The following is a 19,277-nucleotide window of genomic DNA, read 5'->3' as shown; positions in this document are numbered from 1 at the left end:
GCATGGTCCTTCTGGCGCAGAGCTCACCAGGCTGCCGCTCAACGCGCCCACTTCAAATCAAAAAAGCAACTGTAATGCTAGCCTGAATATATGGGCAGCTGCTGATTTATCTCAAGAACGGCGGCAAGGCGGTCAGTGCACCACCGGCCCGCCGGCCTTCTTCCAGGCATCGATGCCGCCGACGATGTGCGCCGTGTTGGTGAGCCCGGCCTCCTTCGCCGCCGCAACCGCCATGGCAGAGCGTTCGCCGAAGGCGCAGAAGAACACGACGCGGCGGCCGGTGGCGGCCGCGACCTCGCGCAGCATGCCGCCCGGCTTGAGGCTGTCTTCAACGGACGGATAGGGCGTATGCAGTGCGCCTTCGAGCATGCCGTGCTTCATGCGCTCATTGGTCTCGCGCAAATCGACCAGCAGGATATCGGGACGGCCGAGGCTGCGGATCGCCTCGACAGCGCGAAGCGCACGGCCCTCTTTCTCCAGATCCTCCTGGTGCAGGCCGACATGCATGTTGGCGGGCACCGCGACGTCCATCATCTTCGGATTGGGCAGCTTCAGATTGGCCATCAGCTCGATATAGTCGTCGACCGAGCGCACCTGGAGCCGCGGATTGTAGCGTTTCTCCTCGCCGATGGTGGAGACGGTGTCGCCCTTGTAGTCATGCGCCGGAAACACCATGGTCTCGTCCGGCAGCTTGAGCAGGCGGTTGAAGATCGAATCGTACTGCGCGCGCGAAGAACCGTTCTGGAAATCGGTGCGGCCGGTGCCGCGGATCAGCAGCGTGTCGCCGGTGAAGACGCGGTCGCCCATCAAATAGGAATAGGAATCGTCGGTGTGGCCGGGCGTGTACATCACGTCGAGCGCCAAGCCCTCGATCGTCACCTTGTCGCCGTCGGCAACCCGCATCGCCACCACGTCGGCCTTGGTCTGGTCGCCCATCACCGTCATGCAATGGGTGCGATCGCGCAGCTCGCCAAGGCCAGTGACGTGGTCGGCATGCAGATGGGTATCCACGGCCTTGACCAGCTTGAGATCAAGCTCGCGCAGCAGCTGGCAGTAGCGGTCGACCTTCTCCAGCACGGGATCGAGGATCAGCGCCTCGCCGCCGGGGCGGCTGGCCAGGAGATAGCTGTAGGTACCCGAAACACTGTCGAAGAGCTGACGGAAAATCATGGCGAGACCCGGCGTGAATTACCCCGAGATTCTACTACATTTAGGGCTCATAAGAGAAGCAATTCACTGTGTAAGCAAGAAAATTTAGAAGATTCTTGTTCCTGTGCTGCGCGGGTGGGCGTCACCTAGCCGCCGCTGTCATTCCCCGCGAAGGCGGGGAATCCAGTACGCCGCGCCCTTTCCGTACCCCTTGCGGTCTCGGAGTACTGGATCGCCCGCCTTCGCTGGCGATGACAGCGACTGTGCCGCGACGCTTTGCCCCGACAAAAGGCTCAGGGCCGCACCAATGTGTACCCGTTCTCGCTGAGAAACAGGATCTGCCCCACCCCGACCTGCACCGGTGTCGCCGCGGGGATGAAATCCGGCCGCTTGCCCGTCTCCCGCTCGATCGTGTCGACGGTGTTGAGGCAGATGTCGAAGCGTACGCCTTGCGCGATCAGGCTCTCGACCTGCTTGCGGCGCTCGCTGCCGGTGAACAGGAGATCGATGCCGGGACCGAAGGCCACCACCTCGATCGCGACCTTGTCCGGGTCGTAGGCCTTCAGCAAATTGTTGGCGACGCTGAGCACCAGAGCTTGCTTCTTCGCATCGCCATCGGAGAGCTGCAGCACGATCTTGTGCTCGGCGAACGGCTTGTCCTGGAGCGGCACCTGTTGCGCAAAAGCCGGCGGCATCGCCGTCCAGGCGAGCAGTGTCAGCAGCATCGCGGATAAGGTTTGCGACCGCATCATCCCTGTCCTGCGATGCCCGGATTGCCCTCGACGCCTTTCAGCGTGACGCCGGAGCCGAGCCGCTCCTGAAACATCCGGCCCGAGCGCAGATATTTTGCCACCACATCCCACACCGGCGCGCCCTGCTGGCCGTTGACCGAGGCCCAGCCCGCGACCTTGTAGCGGTGGCTGGCACTGAGCGCCTTGCCGCCATTGAGCTTCAGCTCCGAGATGCGGCTGCCGATCGCCGCCGTCGGCATGCAGGTGTAGCTGAGCCCACCGGCGCGCACCATGTCGCCGCCCTGCTGGTAATAGGGATCGGCATTGAAGAGATTGTCGCAGACGTCTTCCAGCACGTCCTTGATCTGGGCTCCCGTCATCTCCTGCACATAGGTCTCGGGATAACTGATCGCGGTTTCCGCCAGCAAATCCTCCATTGTCAGCGCCTGGCCGGACAGCCCGGTGACGCCCCAGCGGAAGCCCGGCGACAGCGCGATCTCGGCCTCGAGCTCGGTGCGCAGCGCACTGCAGATCAGCTCGTCGACCGGGCCGGCGAAATTATCGCGGCGATACAGCAGACGATCGGGCGTCGCGATCTTGTCCGACCAATCGGTAACGAAGGGCGCCCGCAGCCGGCCGATCAGTTCTGCCATCCCAGGATCGGGCTTCAACAGCTCGGAATAGACCGGCAGCAGATGATATCTGACGTCGCCGACCTTGCCTTTGTCGAGCGTGAGATCGAGCACGGCAAGGAATTTGCCGTTGGATCCGGCATTTGTGACGAGCGTCGTGCCGCTCGCATTCTTCACCGCGATCGGCTGCGGGACCGCGTCATGGGTATGGCCGCCGAGGATGACGTCGATGCCGGTGACGCGGCTTGCGAGCTTGAGATCGACGTCCATGCCGTTGTGCGACAGCAGGACGACCGCATCGACCTTGTCGGTGCCGCGCAAGCCATCGACATGCTTCTGGAGTTCTTCCTCGCGGATGCCGAAGGTCCAGTCCGGCGTGAACCGTTTGGGATGCGCGATCGGTACGTAAGGGAAGGCCTGGCCGACGATGGCGACGCGATGGCCGCCGAGCTCCTTGATCAAGGAGGGCTTGAACACGCGCCCCGTCGCCTTGTCGAAGGCGGGGGCGTCGTTGAATGCGGCTTCCTCGGTCAGGAAAACGTTCTGCGCCAGGAACTCGCCCTTGAAGCGCGCGAGATTGTCGCGCAGCGCCTGCTCGCCGTAGGTGAATTCCCAATGCCCGGTCATCGCTTCGATACCGAGCAGGTTTGCGGCCTCGACCATGTCGCGGCCCTGCATGATGTTGGCGAGTCCCGTGCCTTGCCAGAGATCGCCGCCGTCGACGAGCACGGAGCGTTTTTCGCCGACATCGCCGCGCAAGCGGTCGATCAGCGTCTTCAGATGGGCGAAGCCGCCAAGCTTGCCGAAGCGGCCTGCCGACTTCTCGAACTCGAAGCAGCTGAAGGCATAGGCGTCCGCGCTGTCGGGCCTGATGCCGAAACGGTCGAGGAAGGCGCGGCCGACCAGATGTGGCGGCCGTCCCGCCATCTCGGCGATCCCAATATTGACGCTGGGCTCGCGAAAATAGACCGGATTGAGTTGCGCATGGGTGTCGGTGAGGTGAAGGATGCGCGCATTGCCGAACCGTTCGAGGTCGTAAATGCTCGCGGCCTCAGCACCGCGCGCAAGCCGCGGCAGGCTGAGCGATGCGGCAGCAAGGCCTGCATTCTTCAGAAAATCGCGGCGGCGGATCGCCATCCAGAAATTCTCCGCGCCCTCTCATGGTCGCAAGGCTGTTGCACAAGCGAACAGTCTAGCGGATTTCCATCGCCTTCCAGGCTTCTTTTTCGGAAATCGCCTGGAAGATCGACGCCTTCGCCAACGCCTCGGCCTCCTTGGCTGCGGCCATGGCGCGGTCGAAATCGCCGCCATCGGCTGCCTTCTTTGCGGCGGCCAGCGTCGAGACGGTCACGGTCCATAGGTGGCGCAAGCTGGCAGCCTCCTTCGCGGCAGCTTCGGCTGCGGAATAGGCCGTCTTGTAGTCTGCCTCATTTGCCGCGCGCGCCGCTGGCGCGAGGCTCAGGGCAAGCAGCAAGGCGAGGAACATGGCGACGGCAAGTGACCGGTTCATGGCCGCGCTCCCGGTCCCGATATCGGCAGGCCGTTGGCGACGTAGGACAGGAAATATTCGACGTCGCGGTATTCATCCGCCTGCGGCTCCAGCGGAACCGCGCGGGTCTGGCTGTTGCAGGTGACGAAGCGGCGGCTGGTCGTGCCCATGCCGCTCCATTCGGAGCGGTAGATCGGCATGGCGTTCAGAATGCCGAGCGCCGGCGCCAGGATCTCGGCGCGGATGCGCTCGCCCGGGCTCTGCACATGGCAGCTCGCGCAGGAGAAATTCATCTGGCCGCGGCGCGTGTAGAAATAGCGCTTGCCGTTCTCGAATGCCGCGAGCGCGCGAGGATCGTCGGGGATCTTGATGTCCATCGGCTTGCCGCGCGAGGTGAAGGCCATGTAGGCGGTGAGCGAGGCCATCTCGTCCTTGACGTAGGAATAGGGCGCCTCGCCATTGGCCTCGCGGCAGCGGTTGAGCGCCAGTTCCAACGTGACGACCTTGCCTTCCTTCTCGTCGAAATAAGGATAGTTCTGGCGGATGCCGATGCCGCCGTTCGGGAAACAGTCGGCATAGGTCTTGCCGTTCTTGAACGGGGTGACGAACATCTCCTTGCCGGCGTCGAGCGCGAACTCGTAGGGCGGGAATTCCTCCTTCTCCTGCCACTGCCGCTTCATGTCCTCGTTCATGGAATAAGGACCGTTGACGAAATCCTCGTGCTTCACGGTCGGGAATTTCTGGAAGAAGAAGTTCTGGAATGCCTTGGCATCTGCAACGGGATCGACCTTGTCGGCCGCCACCACGCGCGGAGAGGTGAGGGCCAACGCGACGAGCGCGGCGCTCAACGAACCAAGCAGGATGGAGGTGCGGGCCGCCTTCATCACGAGATCTTCGCGGTGATCGTATCCGACGCACCCTTGTTATCCGTCCAGGAGACCTTCAGATCGTCGCCCTTCTTGGCCCCCTTGAAGCTGAACTTGACATAGGGGTCCTTCGAGACCGCGGTGCCCCAATCGGCAACGAAGACGTCCTTGCCGTTACATTCGAATTTCAGCTGCTGGATGTAATGCGCCGGGATCAGCTCGCCTTTGGCGTCCTTGACGAAGCCGGTATCCATGGGGTGCTGGACCAGCGCCTGCACCTCGGTGATGTCGCCGTTGGCGGTGGCGCGGACGCGAATGCTGGATGCCATCTCGATCTTCCTCGCTTAACCGCCGCAGCCGCCGACGGTGACTTTGACTTCCTTGGTCGCGCTGTAGAGCTTGCCGTCGGCCTCCACGATCGCGACCACGTTGGTGGTCTTGGCCATCTTCAGCCGGTTGGCGACAGCAGGGATCGTGCCTTCGGGAATCCTGTAGGATGCGGCCAGCGCGCTCGGGTTCTCGGCCACGAAGAACGAGATCGAGGTGACCTTGTCGAGCGTCGTCGTCACTGAGATCGGCACCACGCCGCCGTTCTCGGCGATTTCGGGGGCGTCCAGCTTGATCTTGTCGGACGGCTCGGCGGTTTTGCCGTAGAGCGCCTTGATGGCGTCAGCCTCGCTCTTCTGCTTGAAGGCCTCTTCCGGATATTTGTCGTTGGCCGCGGCCCGCGCGGGAGCAGCGCCGAACGGCAGATTGCCGAGGCCGAGCAGCGCGACCGAGGCTGCGCCCTGAAGGATCAGGCGCCGCGTCGCGGTAGGGCCGGTGAGTGTGGTCATCTCGGGTCTCCTGGGCAATCTCGTGCCTGAAGTCACAGGGTCTGCAGGAAATCAACGATCGCGCTGATCTCCTGGTCGGTCAAAATCCGGTTCCGGCCGAACGGCGGCATCATGGTCTGCGGATTGCGCTTGGTCTCGTCGAAGATGATCGCGGCCAGCTCGTTGCGATCGGGGTACTTGGCCTTGAGGTCCTTCAGCTCCGGCCCGATCGTTCCCGGCAGGTCGCCACCCCTGATGACATGGCAGGTCAGGCAATTGCCCTTGCCGCGGTCGAAAGCGAGTTTCCGGCCGTCGGCCACAGCGGACTGCGCCCACGCCGGGCTGGCGAGGCCGGCGGCAATGGCCAGCAAGATGAACAGAACGGGCGTCCGGGAAAAGGCGGTCAAGGCGTCCTTCCGAGGCGTTATAGCGTTGGTCTCGATCGCGAAATAGAAGCGTTCCAAAGCACAAAGGGCACCGTCTGACAATCAAGACTATGCACGCGACAAAATGGAGTTAATATCTTCCCCATTGCAACTAATGAGATTATTTGTTCAGCCGATTTGGCCCGAGAGTTTAGGGCCGTGGCGCGGGCCGGCTGTTTCCTGAGCGTTTTGCCGCTCAACCTGTTTTCAACGCGTTCTCGTTTTTTCAAGGGGACCTCACTTGGCTGAATATGTCGTCGAATTCGGCAGGGATGGCGGTCGGGTCGAGTCCGATGGGCGGCTCGACGCACCGGCATTTCATCGCAATCACGAGCCGCTCTGGGCGGCACTGGAACAGCATCTCGCCGGCTGCACCGGCAATGTGGTCGAGCTCGGCAGCGGAACCGGCCAGCACGTGGTCTACTTCGCGCGTCATACGCCCGGCCTGATCTGGTGGCCCAGCGATCTCAACCAGCGCCACCTCAAGAGCATCGAGGCCTGGCGCGTTCATTCAGGCCTGAAAAACATCCGCTCGCCGCTGCGGATCGATCTCACCGACCCCGACTGGTGCCCGGAGATGAAAGGCGGGCAGGCGCCGTCAAGTCTTGCCGCCGTGTTCTGCGCCAATGTCATCCACATCGCGCCATGGAGCGTCGCCGAGGGCCTGTTCGCCGGCGCCGGCCGCTATTTGCGGGCCGACGGCAAGCTGTTCCTCTACGGCCCGTTCAAGCGCGGCGGCAAGCACATCGCGCTCAGCAATGCTGTGTTCGACACCTCCTTGCGTGAAGGCAATCCCGACTGGGGCGTGCGTGACATCAGCGATGTCGAGGCGCTCGCCCGCGGCGCAGGACTTCGCCTCGTCGATACGATCGACATGCCGGCGAATAATCTGACCTTGGTATTCGCGCGATAGGACGTCGTCATGCCCGGGCTTGTCCCGGGCATCCACGTTCTTCGTGCACCAGCCAAGGCGTGGATGGCCGGGTCAAGCCCGGCCATGACGATGCGGAAACGTCAGCCCCGCAAACGCTAGCCCTCGTCCTTCCACCCGATCTTGTCTTTCAAAAACCGAAAACCAATCACCTCGAACCCCGCGCGCTCCTTGTTGTCCTTGCCGTAGCCGTGGCCGCCCGCTTCAGGCTCGTAAAACCAGGCCTCGTAGCCCATGGCCTGGAGCTTTGCCGCCATCTTGCGCGCATGCCCGGGATGGACACGGTCGTCGCGCCGCGTGGTGGCGATCAGGATCGGCGGATAGGGCTGGCCGGCCTTGACGTTGTGATAGGCGGAGTAGGTCTTCAGCCAGTCCCACTCCTCAGGCTTGTCGGGATCGCCATATTCCGCGATCCAGCTCGCGCCGGCGAGCAGCTTCGTGTAGCGGCGCATGTCGATCAGCGGGATGGTGCAGAACAGCGCGCCGAAACGATCGGGGTATCGCACCAGCATGTTGGTGATGAGGATGCCGCCGTTCGATCCACCCTGCGCGGCGATGCGCTTTGCTGTCGTCACGCCGCGGCGGACGAGATCGGCGGCAACGGCGGCGAAATCGTCGTGCGACAATTTCTTGCCGGCGAGCCGGCCGGCATCGTGCCAGCGTGTGCCGAATTCGCCGCCGCCGCGCAAATTCGCCTGCACCGTCGTGCCTCCGCGCTCCAGCCACAGCTTGCCCAGCGATGCGTTGTAATACGGCTTCACCGAATGGGCGAAGCCGCCATAGGCGCTCATATAGACCGGTGCATCGCCGGTCTCGCCGCTGGGGCCGGTCTGCACATAGGGAATGCGCTCGCCGTCGATCGAGATCGCCTCGTGCTGGGTCACCACGAGATCGTCGGAGGTGAATGTTTTCGGCGCCTGCTTCAACACGGTCGGGCTCGCGACGCCGCGCTCCATCAGCAGCAGCGACGGCGGCGTCAGCGGATCCTGCACGTTGGCAAGCAAGTCGCCATTGCTCTCGGAGGGATGGCGATCCAGCGGCCAGATGTCGACGACGCCGATCTGCGGCAGGCCGCCGAGTGACGCGCGGCTCCAGCTTGTGGCGGACGGCGTGCAGATCTCGAATTGCGGCTGGAGCTCGTCGAGGATCGACAGCACCAGCTTTCCTCCCGTCCAGAACAGACCTTGCAAAGCGCGGCGAGGTTCCGGCTCGAACAGCACCGCGAAATCGCGGCTGCCGGCCAAGAACGCCGAGAGCGACATGGCGAGCACGGTGTCGGCGGCATAGGTTCTGCCCTCGATCGACCAGGCTTCGCGCAGCTTCATCGCGAACCAGTCGCCATGCGCCTGCAACCAGATGCCGGTCGGCAGATCGAGCTTCGTCGTCGTGCCGTCTGCATCGCGCAGCCAGAGCGCATGATTGAAGAAATCGATTTGGTCCACGATCCAGCTGCGTGGGGCCGCAGCGGTGTCGTCGACCAGTCCCGAGATCGCCATATGATCGGCCGTGGTCTCGATGATCGTTTGCGCCTGATCGACAGGCTCGCCGCGCCGCCACAGGCGAACCGTCCGCGAATATCCCGAACTCGTCGCCATGCCTTCGCCATGGGCGCTCGACAGCAGCAGCGTGTCGGCATCGAGCCAATCGGCGCCGCCCTTGGCTTCCGACAGCGCAAATCCGTCCGCAACGAAACTCTTGGTGTCGAGGTCGAATTCCCGCAAGGTGACGGCGTCGCTGCCGCCGCGCGACAGGCTCAAAATGGCGCGCGCGCTTCCCTTCTGGGTGGTGATGCCGCTCAGCAGCCAGTCCTCGCCTTCGCGCACCGCGAGCTGGTCGACATCCAGCATGATCTCCCACGTGGGATGCGGTTTGCGAAACTCCGCAAGCGAAGTCTTCCGCCACAGGCCGCGCGGGTTGGTGGCGTCCTTCCAGAGATTGTGCAGTTCGTCGCCGCGGCGGCTGACATAGGGAATGTTGTCCGGACGATCGTAGATCGCCGCGAGGATATCGCGGTCACGCGCGAAGGCCGCTCCGCCGAACGCGTCGAGCGTCAAGCTGTTCTGTCGCGTGACGAAATCGAGCGCCTGCTTGCCTTCGATCTCCTCCAGCCAGAGCCAGGGATCGTCATCGGGAGCGCTGAGCGTAGGCCTGTCGTCGACGGACATGAACGAAACTCCGGAAGGTCGCGGCGGATAGGATTTGATCGAGCGCAAGCCGTCAAGTGCGCGGCCCATTATCATCGGCCCGATTGCGTCAGAGACATGGCCTGCGCCCGTTTGCGCCGGTTGCCCGCCCTCCCGCGCCCCGCCATAGTGCCGAGAATCAAACGAGCCCTTGAAAGCCTTTGAAGCCCCTCGAATGCCCGTTGGGGCGGAAATGCCGATGCTGGATGTGACTGCAGCCAATGAGATCGCCGCCGACGCTCGCGTGCGCGGCAATGTGGTGCGCCTTGCCGCCGCGCAGGCGCTGACCGGCGCCAACTCGGCGGTGATCTTCGCCACCGGCGCGATCGTCGGCGCGACGCTCGCGCCCGACGTCTCGTTCGCGACCGTGCCGATCTCGATGTATGTGCTCGGCCTCGCCGCCGGCACGCTGCCGACCGGCGCGATCTCGCGCCGCTTCGGCCGCCGCGTCGCTTTCATCGTCGGCACCGGTCTGGGCGCGCTGACCGGTTTGCTCGGCTGTTTCGCGATCCTGCACGCTTCGTTTCCGTTGTTCTGTCTGGCGACTTTTCTCGGCGGCCTCTACGGCGCGGTGGCGCAGTCCTATCGCTTCGCTGCCGCCGACGGCGCCAGCGCTGCGTACCGGCCCAAGGCGGTGTCCTGGGTGATGGCGGGCGGCGTGTTCGCCGGCGTGCTCGGTCCGCAGCTCGTGCAATGGACCATGGATGTCTGGCAGCCTTATCTGTTCGCCTTCAGCTTCCTGGTCCAGGCGGCTGTCGCGCTCATCGCCATGGGCATCGTCGCCGGCGTCGACATGCCGAAGCCGGCGCCGGCCGATCTTCACGGCGGGCGGCCGCTGCTCGACATCGTGACCCAGCCGCGCTTCATCGCGGCGGCGCTGTGCGGCGTCATTTCCTACCCCATGATGAATCTGGTAATGACCTCGGCGCCGCTCGCCATGAAGCTGTGCGGCTTGAGCGTTTCCGATTCCAATTTCGGCATTCAATGGCACATCGTCGCCATGTACGGGCCGAGCTTCTTCACGGGCGCGCTGATCGCCCGCTTCGGCGCGCGCAAGGTCGTTGCCGCCGGCCTGCTGCTGGAGGCCGGCGCGGCCGGCATCGGCCTGTCCGGCATCACCGCGATGCATTTCTGGGCCACGCTGATCGTGCTCGGTATCGGCTGGAATTTCTCCTTCATCGGCGCCTCCGCGCTGGTCTTGGAGACGCACCGGCCGCAGGAGCGCAACAAGGTGCAGGCCTTCAACGATTTCCTGGTGTTCGGCATGATGGCGATCGGCTCGTTCTCGTCCGGCCAATTGCTCGCCAGTTACGGCTGGTCCGCAGTGAACATGGTGGTGTTCCCACCGGTAGCACTCGGTCTCGCCGTGCTCTCGCTGGCGTCCTTTGCCCGCCGCCGCAAGGCGCGGCTGGACGCGGCCATGGGCGAGTTCCCGGATGCGATCTGAGGTGGCGGGAGGCTGTCAGCAGCGTTGATAGTTCGATCCAGGTCGAAGTGATTTCCGGGGCTTGGGTTGTTACATGATGCTCGTCATGAACAGGCGAGCGTGAAGCACGGCGCTCGCGGGGGAAACGAAGGACAAGCGCAAATGCTCGACAACCCCCGATACGACGCATCCGTCGACGAATCCTCGCTCCGCTACGAAGGCTGGCGCATCGTTGCGGTCTGCTTCCTGCTCGCGACCTTCGGCTGGGGGCTCGGCTTCTACGGCCAGAGCGTTTATGTCGCCGAGCTCCAGCGCGCGCACGGCTGGTCGGCCTCGCTGATCTCATCCGCCACGACGTTCTTCTATCTGTTCGGCGCGCTGCTCGTCGTCTTCGTCGGCGAGGCCGTCAACAAATACGGCCCGCGTCTCGGCCTGATCGCGGGGACGCTGGCGATGTCGGCTGCGGCGGTCGCGATCGGCGCGGTGCGCGAGCCGTGGCAGCTTTATCTCGCGAATGCCGTGCTCGCCTTCGGCTGGGCCGGCACTAGCCTCGCCATGATCACCAACACGATCAGCCTGTGGTTCGACCACAAGCGCGGCATGGCCATCAGTCTCGCGCTGAACGGCGCAAGCTTCGGCGGCATCGTCGGCGTGCCGCTGCTGGTGACCTTGATCGGCCATGTCGGCTTCGCCAGCGCGATGTTTATCGTCGCCGGCGCCATGCTGGCGCTGCTTCTGCCGGTGATCCTGCTTGTCGTCGGCCGCCCGCCCGATCTCCATGGCCGGCGCGCCGCGACGAGAACGAAGCCGCAATCGTCGGCGCAGATTCGTAGCCAGGCCTTGCGCGACGTCGACTTCCTCACCGTGACCATTGCCTTTGCCTTGGTGCTGTTCGCGCAGGTTGGTTTCATCGTGCACCTGATCTCGTTCCTCGATCCCGTGATCGGGCGCGAGCGCGCGGCCGTCGCGGTTGCGGTGCTGACCGCGATGGCGGTGATCGGCCGGGTGCTGTTCTCGCTGGTGATCGACCGCCTCAATCAGCGGCTCGCCTCGGCGCTGTCGTTCCTGAGCCAGGCCGCGGCGCTTCTCGTCGTCATCAATTTGCACAATGACTACGTGCTGATCGCCGCCTGCGCATTGTTCGGCTTCTCGGTCGGCAATCTCATCACGCTGCCGTCGCTGATCGTACAGCAGGAATTCGATTCCGCCTCGTTCGGCGTGCTGATCAGCCTCAACACCGCGATCAACCAGGTGACCTATGCGTTCGGCCCCGGCGTGGTCGGCTTTCTGCGCGACCTCTCCGGTGGATATGAGCTGCCGTTCTATCTGTGTATTGCCCTGGAGGTAGCAGCGGCGGCGTTGATCATGGTGCGGGGGAAGCCGCATGTGAAGACTGCGTAGAGGCGCGACGTCGCTTCGACATCCTCCGTCATTGCGAGCGCAGCGAAGCAATCCAGGCTGCCACTGCGGAAAGATTCTGGATTGCTTCGTCGCTTCGCTCCTCGCAATGACGAAGAGAGAGTGGAGTTTAAGCCTCCCGCTGTTTCAGCAGCCCTTCCACATCCAGCCGCTTCGTAAACATCGACAGCTTGCCATCCGGCCCGAACGGCCATTGCTCCCGCGGCTTGTCCCAATACAGCTCCACGCCATTCTGGTCCGGATCGCGCAAATAGAGCGCTTCGGACACGCCATGGTCGCTGGCCCCGTCGAGCGCGATGCCGGCCGAGAGCACGCGGTGCAGCGCATCAGCCAGCGCGGGCCGCGTCGGATAGAGGATCGCGGTGTGATAGAGCCCGGTCGTTCCGGGCGGTGGCGGCGAGCCGCCCTTGCTCTCCCAGGTGTTGAGCCCGATGTGGTGATGATAGCCGCCGGCCGAGATGAAGGCCGCGCCGGAGCCCATGCGCTGCATCAGCTCGAAACCGAGCACGCCGCAATAGAAGCCGAGCGCGCGATCGAGATCAGCGACCTTGAGGTGAACGTGGCCGATCCTGGTGCCGGCGGCGACGGCTTGGTTCTGCGACATGTGGCTGCTCCGTTGATCATCCCCACATAAGGCGAGCCTCGGAGCAGTGCTACTGACCTATCCCGAAACCCAGCGTTTCCATATGCGAAACTATGACAGCTCCCGCACCTCGCCCTCCGGCAGCTCGAACTCAAACGTGTTCAGCGTCATCGACACCAGCGTGTAATAGCCGCAGAGACCAATCACCTCGACCACGCCGCGCTCGCCGAGCAGCTTCACCGCCGCGTCATAGAGGCCCTTCTCGACGCCATGGCCCTCATGCAGCGACTTCGCGACGTCGTAGATCATCTTGCCCTTGGGATCGTCGAAGACAGGCGTGCGCCGATCGCGGATCGCGTCGATGATGTCAGGATCCATGCCGCCGGCAAGCGCCAGGCGCTTGTGCGCGTACCATTCGTAATGCGCGGTCCAGTGCCGCGCCGTCACCAGGATCGCGATCTCCGAAAGTTTCGCGGGGAAGATCGTATCGTAGCGCAGGACCTCGCCGAGCCGCGTGGCATGTCGCGCCATGTCGGGGCTGTTGAGCCAGGCCATCATCGGCGCCGGCGGCTTGCCGCGCTTGCCGGCAATCGACTCGTCATAGGTCTGCCGCTGGCTCTCGTTCATTTCGCCAGGCGAAAGAAGCTTCAGGCGCATCGTTGTTTCCTCTTTGTTTTCAAGCTCGCCGCAGCCGCGACTATAGCGGATGCGTGACACGGAAGTGGTTGAATTCCGCGGGAGCTTGGCCCAGAGTCGCGCCCAACAAGCCGAGTTTGAATGATGGAAACGACCAATGACTGACTCCAGGACCAGCGAGACTGAGACCGCCGATCTCGAAACATTCCGCAGTGAAACCCGCGCCTGGTTGGAAGCCAACTGCCCGCCGGAAATGCGGAAGCCCGCAACATCAGATGCCGACGTGTTCTGGGGCGGACGCAATGCAAAGTTCTCGTCCGAGCCGCAGCGCATCTGGTTCGAGCGCATGCGCGACAAGGGCTGGACCGTACCCGATTGGCCGAAGGAGTATGGCGGCGGTGGCCTGAGCGCCGCCGAGCACAAGGTGCTGCGCGCTGAGATGGGACGAATCGGCGCGCGGCCACCGTTGTCGAGTTTTGGCATCTGGATGCTCGGGCCGGCGCTTTTGAAATACGGCAACGATGCCCAGAAGAAAGAGCATCTGCCGAAGATCGCCGCGGGCCTGATCCGCTGGTGCCAGGGCTATTCCGAGCCGAATGCCGGCTCCGATCTCGCCTCGCTCCAGACCCGCGCCGAGAGCGACGGCGACGACTACGTCATCACCGGCTCGAAGATCTGGACGTCCTACGCCAACTATGCCGACTGGATCTTCTGCCTCGTCCGCACCGATCCCGCCGCGAAGAAGCACGACGGCATCAGCTTCATCCTGTTCGACATGACCTCAAAGGGCGTGACGACCAAGCCGATCCTCCTGATCTCCGGCTACTCGCCGTTCTGCGAGACCTTCTTCGACAATGTCCGCGTGCCGAAATCCCATGTGGTCGGCACCGTCAATCGCGGCTGGGACGTCGCAAAATATCTGCTCCAGCATGAGCGCGCGATGATATCCGGCATGGGCGAGCGCGGCGTCGGCCGTCCGCTCGGCCAGATCGCGGCCGATTCCGTCGGCACAGATGCGCTGGGACGGCTCGACGATGCGATGCTGCGCGGCCGGATCGCCAGCTTCGATGTCGACGAAGCTGCGCTTGCAGCCTGCGCCGAGCGCGCGGTCGATCTCGCCAAGGCGGGGCAGGCGCATCCGGCGTTCTCGTCGGCGATGAAGTATTACGGGACAGAGCTCAACAAGCGCCGTTACGAGATCCTGATGTCGGCCGGCGGCGTTGATGCGCTGGAATGGGAGAGCGATCGCTCGAAGCAAGGCGCTCGGCCGCGTGCTTGGCTGCGAACCAAGGCCAACTCGATCGAGGGCGGCACCACCGAGGTCATGCTCGGCATTGTCGCCAAGCGCATCCTCGATCTGCCGGGGGCCTAACTCCACCGTCGTTCCGGGACGCGCAAAGCGCGAACCCGGAATCCATCAGGCGGCATTCTCTGCGGTGGAATGGATTCCGGGCCTGCGCCTTCGGCGCATCCCGGAATGATGAACCAGAATAAATTTCGAATCGGAAACACACCCATGGCCCTCGTCCTCACCGAAGAACAATCGATGCTCCGCGACAGCGCGCGCGGGCTGATCAGCGACAAGGCGCCGGTGTCGCATTTGCGACATCTGCGCGATAGCAAAGACCCCATCGGCTTCTCCAAGGAGTTTTGGCATTCCTTCGCCGAGATGGGCTTTGCCGGCTTGCTGGTGCCGGAAGAGTTCGGCGGCAGCGGTCTCGGCTATGTCGAGGCCGGTGTGGTGATGGAGGAGATCGGCCGCACGCTGATGCCGTCGCCCTTCCTCGCCACCAGCGTGGTCGCGGCCTCGGCGCTGCACCGTGGCGGCAATGCCGCGCAGAAGTCGGAGTATCTGCCGAAGATCTCCAACGGCTCCCTGCTCGCGACGCTCGCGATCGACGAGGGCGCAAAACACCGCCCGCTTCAGACCAGCCTCCAGGCCGTGCGCGCCGGCAACGGTTTCAGGCTGTCCGGCGCCAAGGCGCTGGTGGTCGACGGTCACGTCGCCGATCTCCTCATTGTCGCTGCGCGCACCGCGGGTTCGGCCGGCGAGCGCGAGGGGCTAACGCTGTTCCTGGTCAATCCCAAGGCCAAGGGCGTCGCGATCGAGCGCACCATCATGGTCGACGCGCACAATGCGGCGCGGCTCGAGCTTGCCAATGTCGAGGTCGATGCCGACAGCGTGCTCGGCGAAGTTGACCAGGGGGCCGGCTTGCTCGACGGCGTGCTCGATATCGGACGCGGCGCGGTGGCCTCCGAAATGGTGGGCCTGAGCGAAGGAGTGTTCAACCGCACCGTCGAGTACCTGAAGAGCCGCAAGCAGTTCGGCAAGCTGATCGGCGAATTCCAGGCGCTGCAGCACCGCGCCGCCGAACTCTATGTCGACATCGAGATCACCCGCGCCGCGGTGATGAAGGCGCTGCAAGCGCTCGATACGGACGTCGCCAATGCCGCCTCAAGCGTCGCAGTGGCAAAGGCCCGCGCCGGCACGACCTCCACGCGCGCGGTGCAGGAAGGCGTGCAGATGCATGGCGGCATGGGCATGACCGACCAGTTCGACATCGGCTTCTTCATGAAGCGCGCGCGTGTGTGCGAGGAATTGTTCGGTGACGCCAATTACCACACCGAGCAGCTGGCGAGGGCGCGGGGGTATTGAGGCGAGGCACAGTGGTGCCCCGCTAGCAGGTGTCGTCCCGGCCTAGTGCGCGATTGCGCACGGGGGGCCGGGACCCATAACCACAGGAAGCAGTTTGGCGGAGGCTCGTAGTTGAAGAGTCCTCCCGCGGTATTGTCACCTGCGCTTATCGATCGATCACGCGGTATGGGTCCCGGCCCCCGTGCGCAATTGCGCACTAGGCCGGGACGACGCAGGAGTTACCGCACCGGCGGCGCATACTGCACGCCGCCCGCATTCCACAGCTGGTTCATCCCGCGCGGGATCTTCAGCTTCGACTTCTCGCCGATGTTGCGCTCGTACATCTCGCCGTAATTGCCGACGTGACGGATGATGCGGACCACCCAATCCTTGGTGAGGCCGAGCTGCTCGCCGTAATTGCCCTCGGTGCCAACCAGCCGCATCACTTCCGGCTTCTTCGACTTCAGGGCTTCGTCGATGTTCTCCGAGGAGACGCCGAGCTCCTCGGCGTTGATCATCGCGTACAGCGTCCACTTCACGATCATCATCCAGTCGTCGTCGCGCTGGCGCACGACGGGCGCGAGCGGCTCCTTGGAGATCATGTCGGGGAGGATCATGTGGTCGCCGGGCTTCGACAGGTTGATCCGCAGCGCGTAGAGCTGGGAGATGTCGGCGGAGAGCGTGTCGCATTTGCCGGTATCGTAGGCTTTCACGACATCGTCCAGCTTGTCGAACTTCACCTCTTCATACTTCATGTTGTTGGCACGGAAGTAATCCGCGACGTTGAGCGCCGTGGTGGTCCCGGTTTGGACGCAGACCTTGCTGCCGGTCAGATCCAGCGCGGTTTCCTTGTTGCGCGCGCGCGGCAGCATGAAGCCTGCGCCGTCGTAATAGGCGACCGCGGGGAAATAGAGATCGTAGTCGAGTTCGCGCGCCATGCTCCAGGTCGAGTTGCGCGAGAGGATGTCCACTTTCCGGCTCTGCAATTCCTTGAAGCGCTCGTTGGCATCGAGCGCGACGAATTTCGCCTTGCTCGGGTCGTTGAAGATCGCGGAGGCCACCGCGCGGCAGAAATCGACGTCGAAGCCGGTCCAGTTGCCCTTGTCGTCGGGGATCGAGAAGCCCGGCAGGCCCTTGTTGACGCCGCACAGCACTTCGCCGCGGCGGACAGTGCGCTTCAGCGTGCGGGTGTCGTAGAATTCATAGATGATGGCCAGGACGGCGACCAGCACGGCGACTGCGAGCCCGATCAGCAGGCCGCCACGAAAAGTGCGCATCATGTTGCTCTCTCGAAATAATCGGGAAAAGGAATATTCGCCAGGGCGAGAAGATCAGAGTTCAGGCTTCTGCCGGATGACAACCTTGGTGCCCACAGGGACGCGATCGTAGAGATCGGCGACGTCGCGATTGACGAGCCGGAAGCAGCCCGAGGAGACCTTGGTGCCGATCGTGTCGGGCCGATTGGTGCCGTGAATGCGGTAGACCGTGGTGCCCAGATACATGGCGCGCGCGCCGAGCGGATTTCCGGGGCCGCCGGCCATGAAGCGCGGCAGATAGGGCTGGCGCTGGATCATCTCCGGCGGCGGCGTCCAATCCGGCCACTCCTTCTTGTTGGTGATGTTCACCAGCCCCTGCCACTGAAAACCATCGCGGCCGACGCCGATGCCGTAGCGGATCGCGCGACCACCGGGCTGCACCAGATAGAGATGCCGTTCGGCGGTCGAGATGATGAGGGTGCCGGGCGCTTCGGTGGTGCGGAAGTAGACGACCTGCTTCTGCCATTCCGGATCGAGCTCGAAGGCGTCGTCAGCGACCAGACCCGGCTCATCGCCGCGGTCGGGCTGCTGGGCGTAGGCATGGGGCGCGGACAGGATCAGGCCGATCACGGCCACAAACATCCCGGTCAGGCGACGAAAATCCGTCATTTCAAGCTCTCCCCCGCTGCCACAGCGAATATCGTTCGGAACCATCTGAACCCAGCGGCAGCTTCATGGCAAGTTGATGGCGCGCCCGGCTGGTATGTCACGAGAATGCTTTGGTTTTTTGACGGACCTCCGGCAATGCCACAAACAGGGGATGGCGCGAAAAGCAGTGAGCTGGGCGCGATGTGCTCCCTCCCCCGCCCGCGGGGGAGGGTCGGGGAGAGGGTGTCTCCGCAATTGGGCACTCCCGATGTGGAGAGAACCCTCACCCGGCGCGCGGGACGATGCTTCGCATTGCCCGGGGCGCGCCGACCTCTCCCGCAAGCGGGGAGAGGCTCAGACCGAACTAGCGGCGAGATCAACTTCGCCAATTCGCACGGGATGCCAGCTAGATCTTGTTATTCTCCGGCGTGATCCCGAGCCGCCGGACGATCTCCGTCCCCACGGCCCGGGCCTCAGGCCTCGACCCGATCCGAGGGCTGCGAAACCGTCGTCCTGAGAGCAATCGGATCACGACGATGCAGTGCTCCTCCTCGGACCGGCCGCGGCGCTCGACCGTGATTGTCTTCACGTCGCGCCCTTCGATGTGGTCGGCACGCAGCGTGCCGTCGCCCCACAGGCGTTCGACCCGGATATCGCCTTGGCGGATGATCCAGAAAGCGCCGGTCACAAGGTTGGCATACCGGTAAACGCCGAAAGCGGCGATCCCGCCGACCGGCAGCAGCATGATGTCGACCGGCCCGGGCGACAGGCCGCGCCAGAGCCTGTAGGCGTAGGGAACGGCGCACAATGCGACGACGATCAGTGCGACGATCCTGATGTCCCTCGTGGAAAACGGCTCGAGAGGGTCGCCGAGACGCATCTCGGGATTGCTGGCATCGAGCGGATTGACCGGAGACTCGACGTCGGGAACGTCGAATTGCGCGGCGATCCGCGCCACCGTGTCGTGCACATGCGTGACGTCGGTGATCGGCGGCGACGTCAGGCGTTCTCCAGAGGCCAGCGTGAAGGCCAGCTGAAAGCGGGCTTTCGCCCTCTTGCTGCCGGGAACCTGCATTCCCCTGATGTCGTCCTTGGCAACGATCCGCGTCCGGAGTTTTCCGAACGGGCGCTGCTCCCCGATCAGGATCTCGTCCGGCGTGATGATCCACACCACCGCCGGCGCCATCATGATGACGCCGACGAACGCCGCTCCCACCAGCAGCGCGACCACGGAGATGATCACCTCCAGGGGGTCGTGCGTGAACAGGCCTGGCGTGAAGCACAGCGCAACGGCGGCCGCAAAGCCGGACATGACCAGCCGCTGCGCGATCGAGGCGCCTTCACGAAGGCGAATGTCAGTGCTGCTGGTGGCGTCGTCCATCGCGGGCGGCTGATTGCGTGGCCCGCGAAACTCCACGGACGGGTCCGTGGAGTCAAGCAACAACGGCGAGAC

General features: G+C 63.9%; 19 protein-coding genes. 5 read left to right on the top strand and 14 right to left on the bottom strand.

Features of this window, described 5'->3' with window-relative positions:
• Nucleotides 1–132: 132 nt before the first annotated feature.
• The 8 genes from AC0L3P_RS35895 to soxX all read right to left on the bottom strand — a co-directional run bounded on the left by AC0L3P_RS35895 (nt 133) and on the right by soxX (nt 6,089).
• Entirely contained in the window at nt 133–1,170 is a 1,038-nt protein-coding gene (locus tag AC0L3P_RS35895) for an MBL fold metallo-hydrolase (RefSeq protein WP_473308888.1), read from the bottom strand.
• 272 nt (nt 1,171–1,442) lie between these two features.
• Nucleotides 1,443–1,901, bottom strand: coding sequence for a DsrE family protein (locus AC0L3P_RS35890; protein WP_473308887.1), 459 nt, complete (start codon nt 1,899–1,901; stop codon nt 1,443–1,445).
• Nucleotides 1,898–3,649 (bottom strand): thiosulfohydrolase SoxB, encoded by a 1,752-nt coding sequence (soxB, locus tag AC0L3P_RS35885; protein ID WP_473308886.1) that lies wholly within the window; start codon nt 3,647–3,649, stop codon nt 1,898–1,900. The genes AC0L3P_RS35890 and soxB overlap by 4 nt, the downstream gene beginning before the upstream one ends.
• Before the next feature lie 55 nt (nt 3,650–3,704).
• Nucleotides 3,705–4,022, bottom strand: a complete 318-nt coding sequence (locus AC0L3P_RS35880) for a hypothetical protein (RefSeq protein ID WP_473308885.1) — start codon at nt 4,020–4,022, stop codon at nt 3,705–3,707.
• Nucleotides 4,019–4,885, bottom strand: a complete 867-nt coding sequence (soxA, locus tag AC0L3P_RS35875; protein ID WP_275168515.1) for a sulfur oxidation c-type cytochrome SoxA — start codon at nt 4,883–4,885, stop codon at nt 4,019–4,021. The genes AC0L3P_RS35880 and soxA overlap by 4 nt, the downstream gene beginning before the upstream one ends.
• A complete protein-coding gene (soxZ, locus tag AC0L3P_RS35870; protein WP_473308884.1) occupies nt 4,885–5,196 on the bottom strand; it encodes a thiosulfate oxidation carrier complex protein SoxZ in 312 nt (103 codons plus the stop codon). Before soxZ ends, soxA begins: the two co-directional genes overlap by 1 nt.
• 15 nt (nt 5,197–5,211) lie before the next feature.
• The gene (soxY, locus tag AC0L3P_RS35865) at nt 5,212–5,703 is read right to left on the bottom strand and encodes a thiosulfate oxidation carrier protein SoxY (protein ID WP_473308883.1); all 492 of its coding nucleotides are present in this window, start codon (nt 5,701–5,703) and stop codon (nt 5,212–5,214) included.
• A gap of 32 nt (nt 5,704–5,735) precedes the next feature.
• Nucleotides 5,736–6,089 (bottom strand): sulfur oxidation c-type cytochrome SoxX, encoded by a 354-nt coding sequence (soxX, locus tag AC0L3P_RS35860; RefSeq protein WP_473308882.1) that lies wholly within the window; start codon nt 6,087–6,089, stop codon nt 5,736–5,738.
• Nucleotides 6,090–6,348: 259 nt separating this feature from the next.
• Here soxX and AC0L3P_RS35855 point away from each other — a divergent pair, with 259 nt between their 5' ends.
• Nucleotides 6,349–7,020 (top strand): DUF938 domain-containing protein, encoded by a 672-nt coding sequence (locus AC0L3P_RS35855; protein ID WP_275168511.1) that lies wholly within the window; start codon nt 6,349–6,351, stop codon nt 7,018–7,020.
• Nucleotides 7,021–7,136: 116 nt separating this feature from the next.
• On the opposite strand, the gene AC0L3P_RS35850 is transcribed toward AC0L3P_RS35855, so the two are convergent.
• Complete coding sequence (locus AC0L3P_RS35850) at nt 7,137–9,203, bottom strand: prolyl oligopeptidase family serine peptidase (protein WP_473308881.1); 2,067 nt, start codon at nt 9,201–9,203, stop codon at nt 7,137–7,139.
• A gap of 217 nt (nt 9,204–9,420) precedes the next feature.
• On the opposite strand from AC0L3P_RS35850, the gene AC0L3P_RS35845 reads away from it, so the two are divergent.
• Nucleotides 9,421–10,668, top strand: coding sequence for an MFS transporter (locus AC0L3P_RS35845; RefSeq protein WP_354206032.1), 1,248 nt, complete (start codon nt 9,421–9,423; stop codon nt 10,666–10,668).
• Nucleotides 10,669–10,809: 141 nt separating this feature from the next.
• Nucleotides 10,810–12,048: an MFS transporter gene (locus AC0L3P_RS35840; protein ID WP_473308880.1), complete on the top strand. Its 1,239-nt coding sequence runs from the start codon at nt 10,810–10,812 to the stop codon at nt 12,046–12,048.
• Nucleotides 12,049–12,175: 127 nt separating this feature from the next.
• Here the strand turns inward: AC0L3P_RS35840 and AC0L3P_RS35835 are convergent, their stop codons facing one another.
• Together AC0L3P_RS35835 and AC0L3P_RS35830 are read right to left on the bottom strand one after the other, a co-directional pair.
• Nucleotides 12,176–12,670: a VOC family protein gene (locus tag AC0L3P_RS35835; protein WP_063996417.1), complete on the bottom strand. Its 495-nt coding sequence runs from the start codon at nt 12,668–12,670 to the stop codon at nt 12,176–12,178.
• A 90-nt stretch (nt 12,671–12,760) separates the two neighbouring features.
• Entirely contained in the window at nt 12,761–13,306 is a 546-nt protein-coding gene (locus AC0L3P_RS35830) for a carboxymuconolactone decarboxylase family protein (RefSeq protein WP_473308879.1), read from the bottom strand.
• A gap of 136 nt (nt 13,307–13,442) precedes the next feature.
• Here AC0L3P_RS35830 and AC0L3P_RS35825 point away from each other — a divergent pair, with 136 nt between their 5' ends.
• Nucleotides 13,443–14,657 (top strand): acyl-CoA dehydrogenase family protein, encoded by a 1,215-nt coding sequence (locus AC0L3P_RS35825; RefSeq protein ID WP_473308878.1) that lies wholly within the window; start codon nt 13,443–13,445, stop codon nt 14,655–14,657.
• 144 nt (nt 14,658–14,801) lie between these two features.
• Complete coding sequence (locus tag AC0L3P_RS35820; RefSeq protein ID WP_473308877.1) at nt 14,802–15,941, top strand: acyl-CoA dehydrogenase family protein; 1,140 nt, start codon at nt 14,802–14,804, stop codon at nt 15,939–15,941.
• Between the two features lie 218 nt (nt 15,942–16,159).
• Here AC0L3P_RS35820 and AC0L3P_RS35815 read toward each other — a convergent pair whose 3' ends face one another.
• From AC0L3P_RS35815 to AC0L3P_RS35805, 3 genes are all read right to left on the bottom strand, one after another.
• Entirely contained in the window at nt 16,160–17,197 is a 1,038-nt protein-coding gene (locus AC0L3P_RS35815; RefSeq protein WP_473308891.1) for an amino acid ABC transporter substrate-binding protein, read from the bottom strand.
• 54 nt (nt 17,198–17,251) lie between these two features.
• Nucleotides 17,252–17,845 (bottom strand): L,D-transpeptidase, encoded by a 594-nt coding sequence (locus AC0L3P_RS35810; protein ID WP_275168503.1) that lies wholly within the window; start codon nt 17,843–17,845, stop codon nt 17,252–17,254.
• Nucleotides 17,846–18,230: 385 nt separating this feature from the next.
• Nucleotides 18,231–19,205 (bottom strand): hypothetical protein, encoded by a 975-nt coding sequence (locus tag AC0L3P_RS35805; RefSeq protein ID WP_473308876.1) that lies wholly within the window; start codon nt 19,203–19,205, stop codon nt 18,231–18,233.
• Nucleotides 19,206–19,277: the final 72 nt, after the last annotated feature.

It is taken from the genome of Bradyrhizobium sp. WSM4874 (assembly GCF_055811835.1).
The sequence above is the reverse complement of the archived record's forward strand: the minus strand, read 5'-3'. Positions and strand labels throughout refer to the sequence as shown.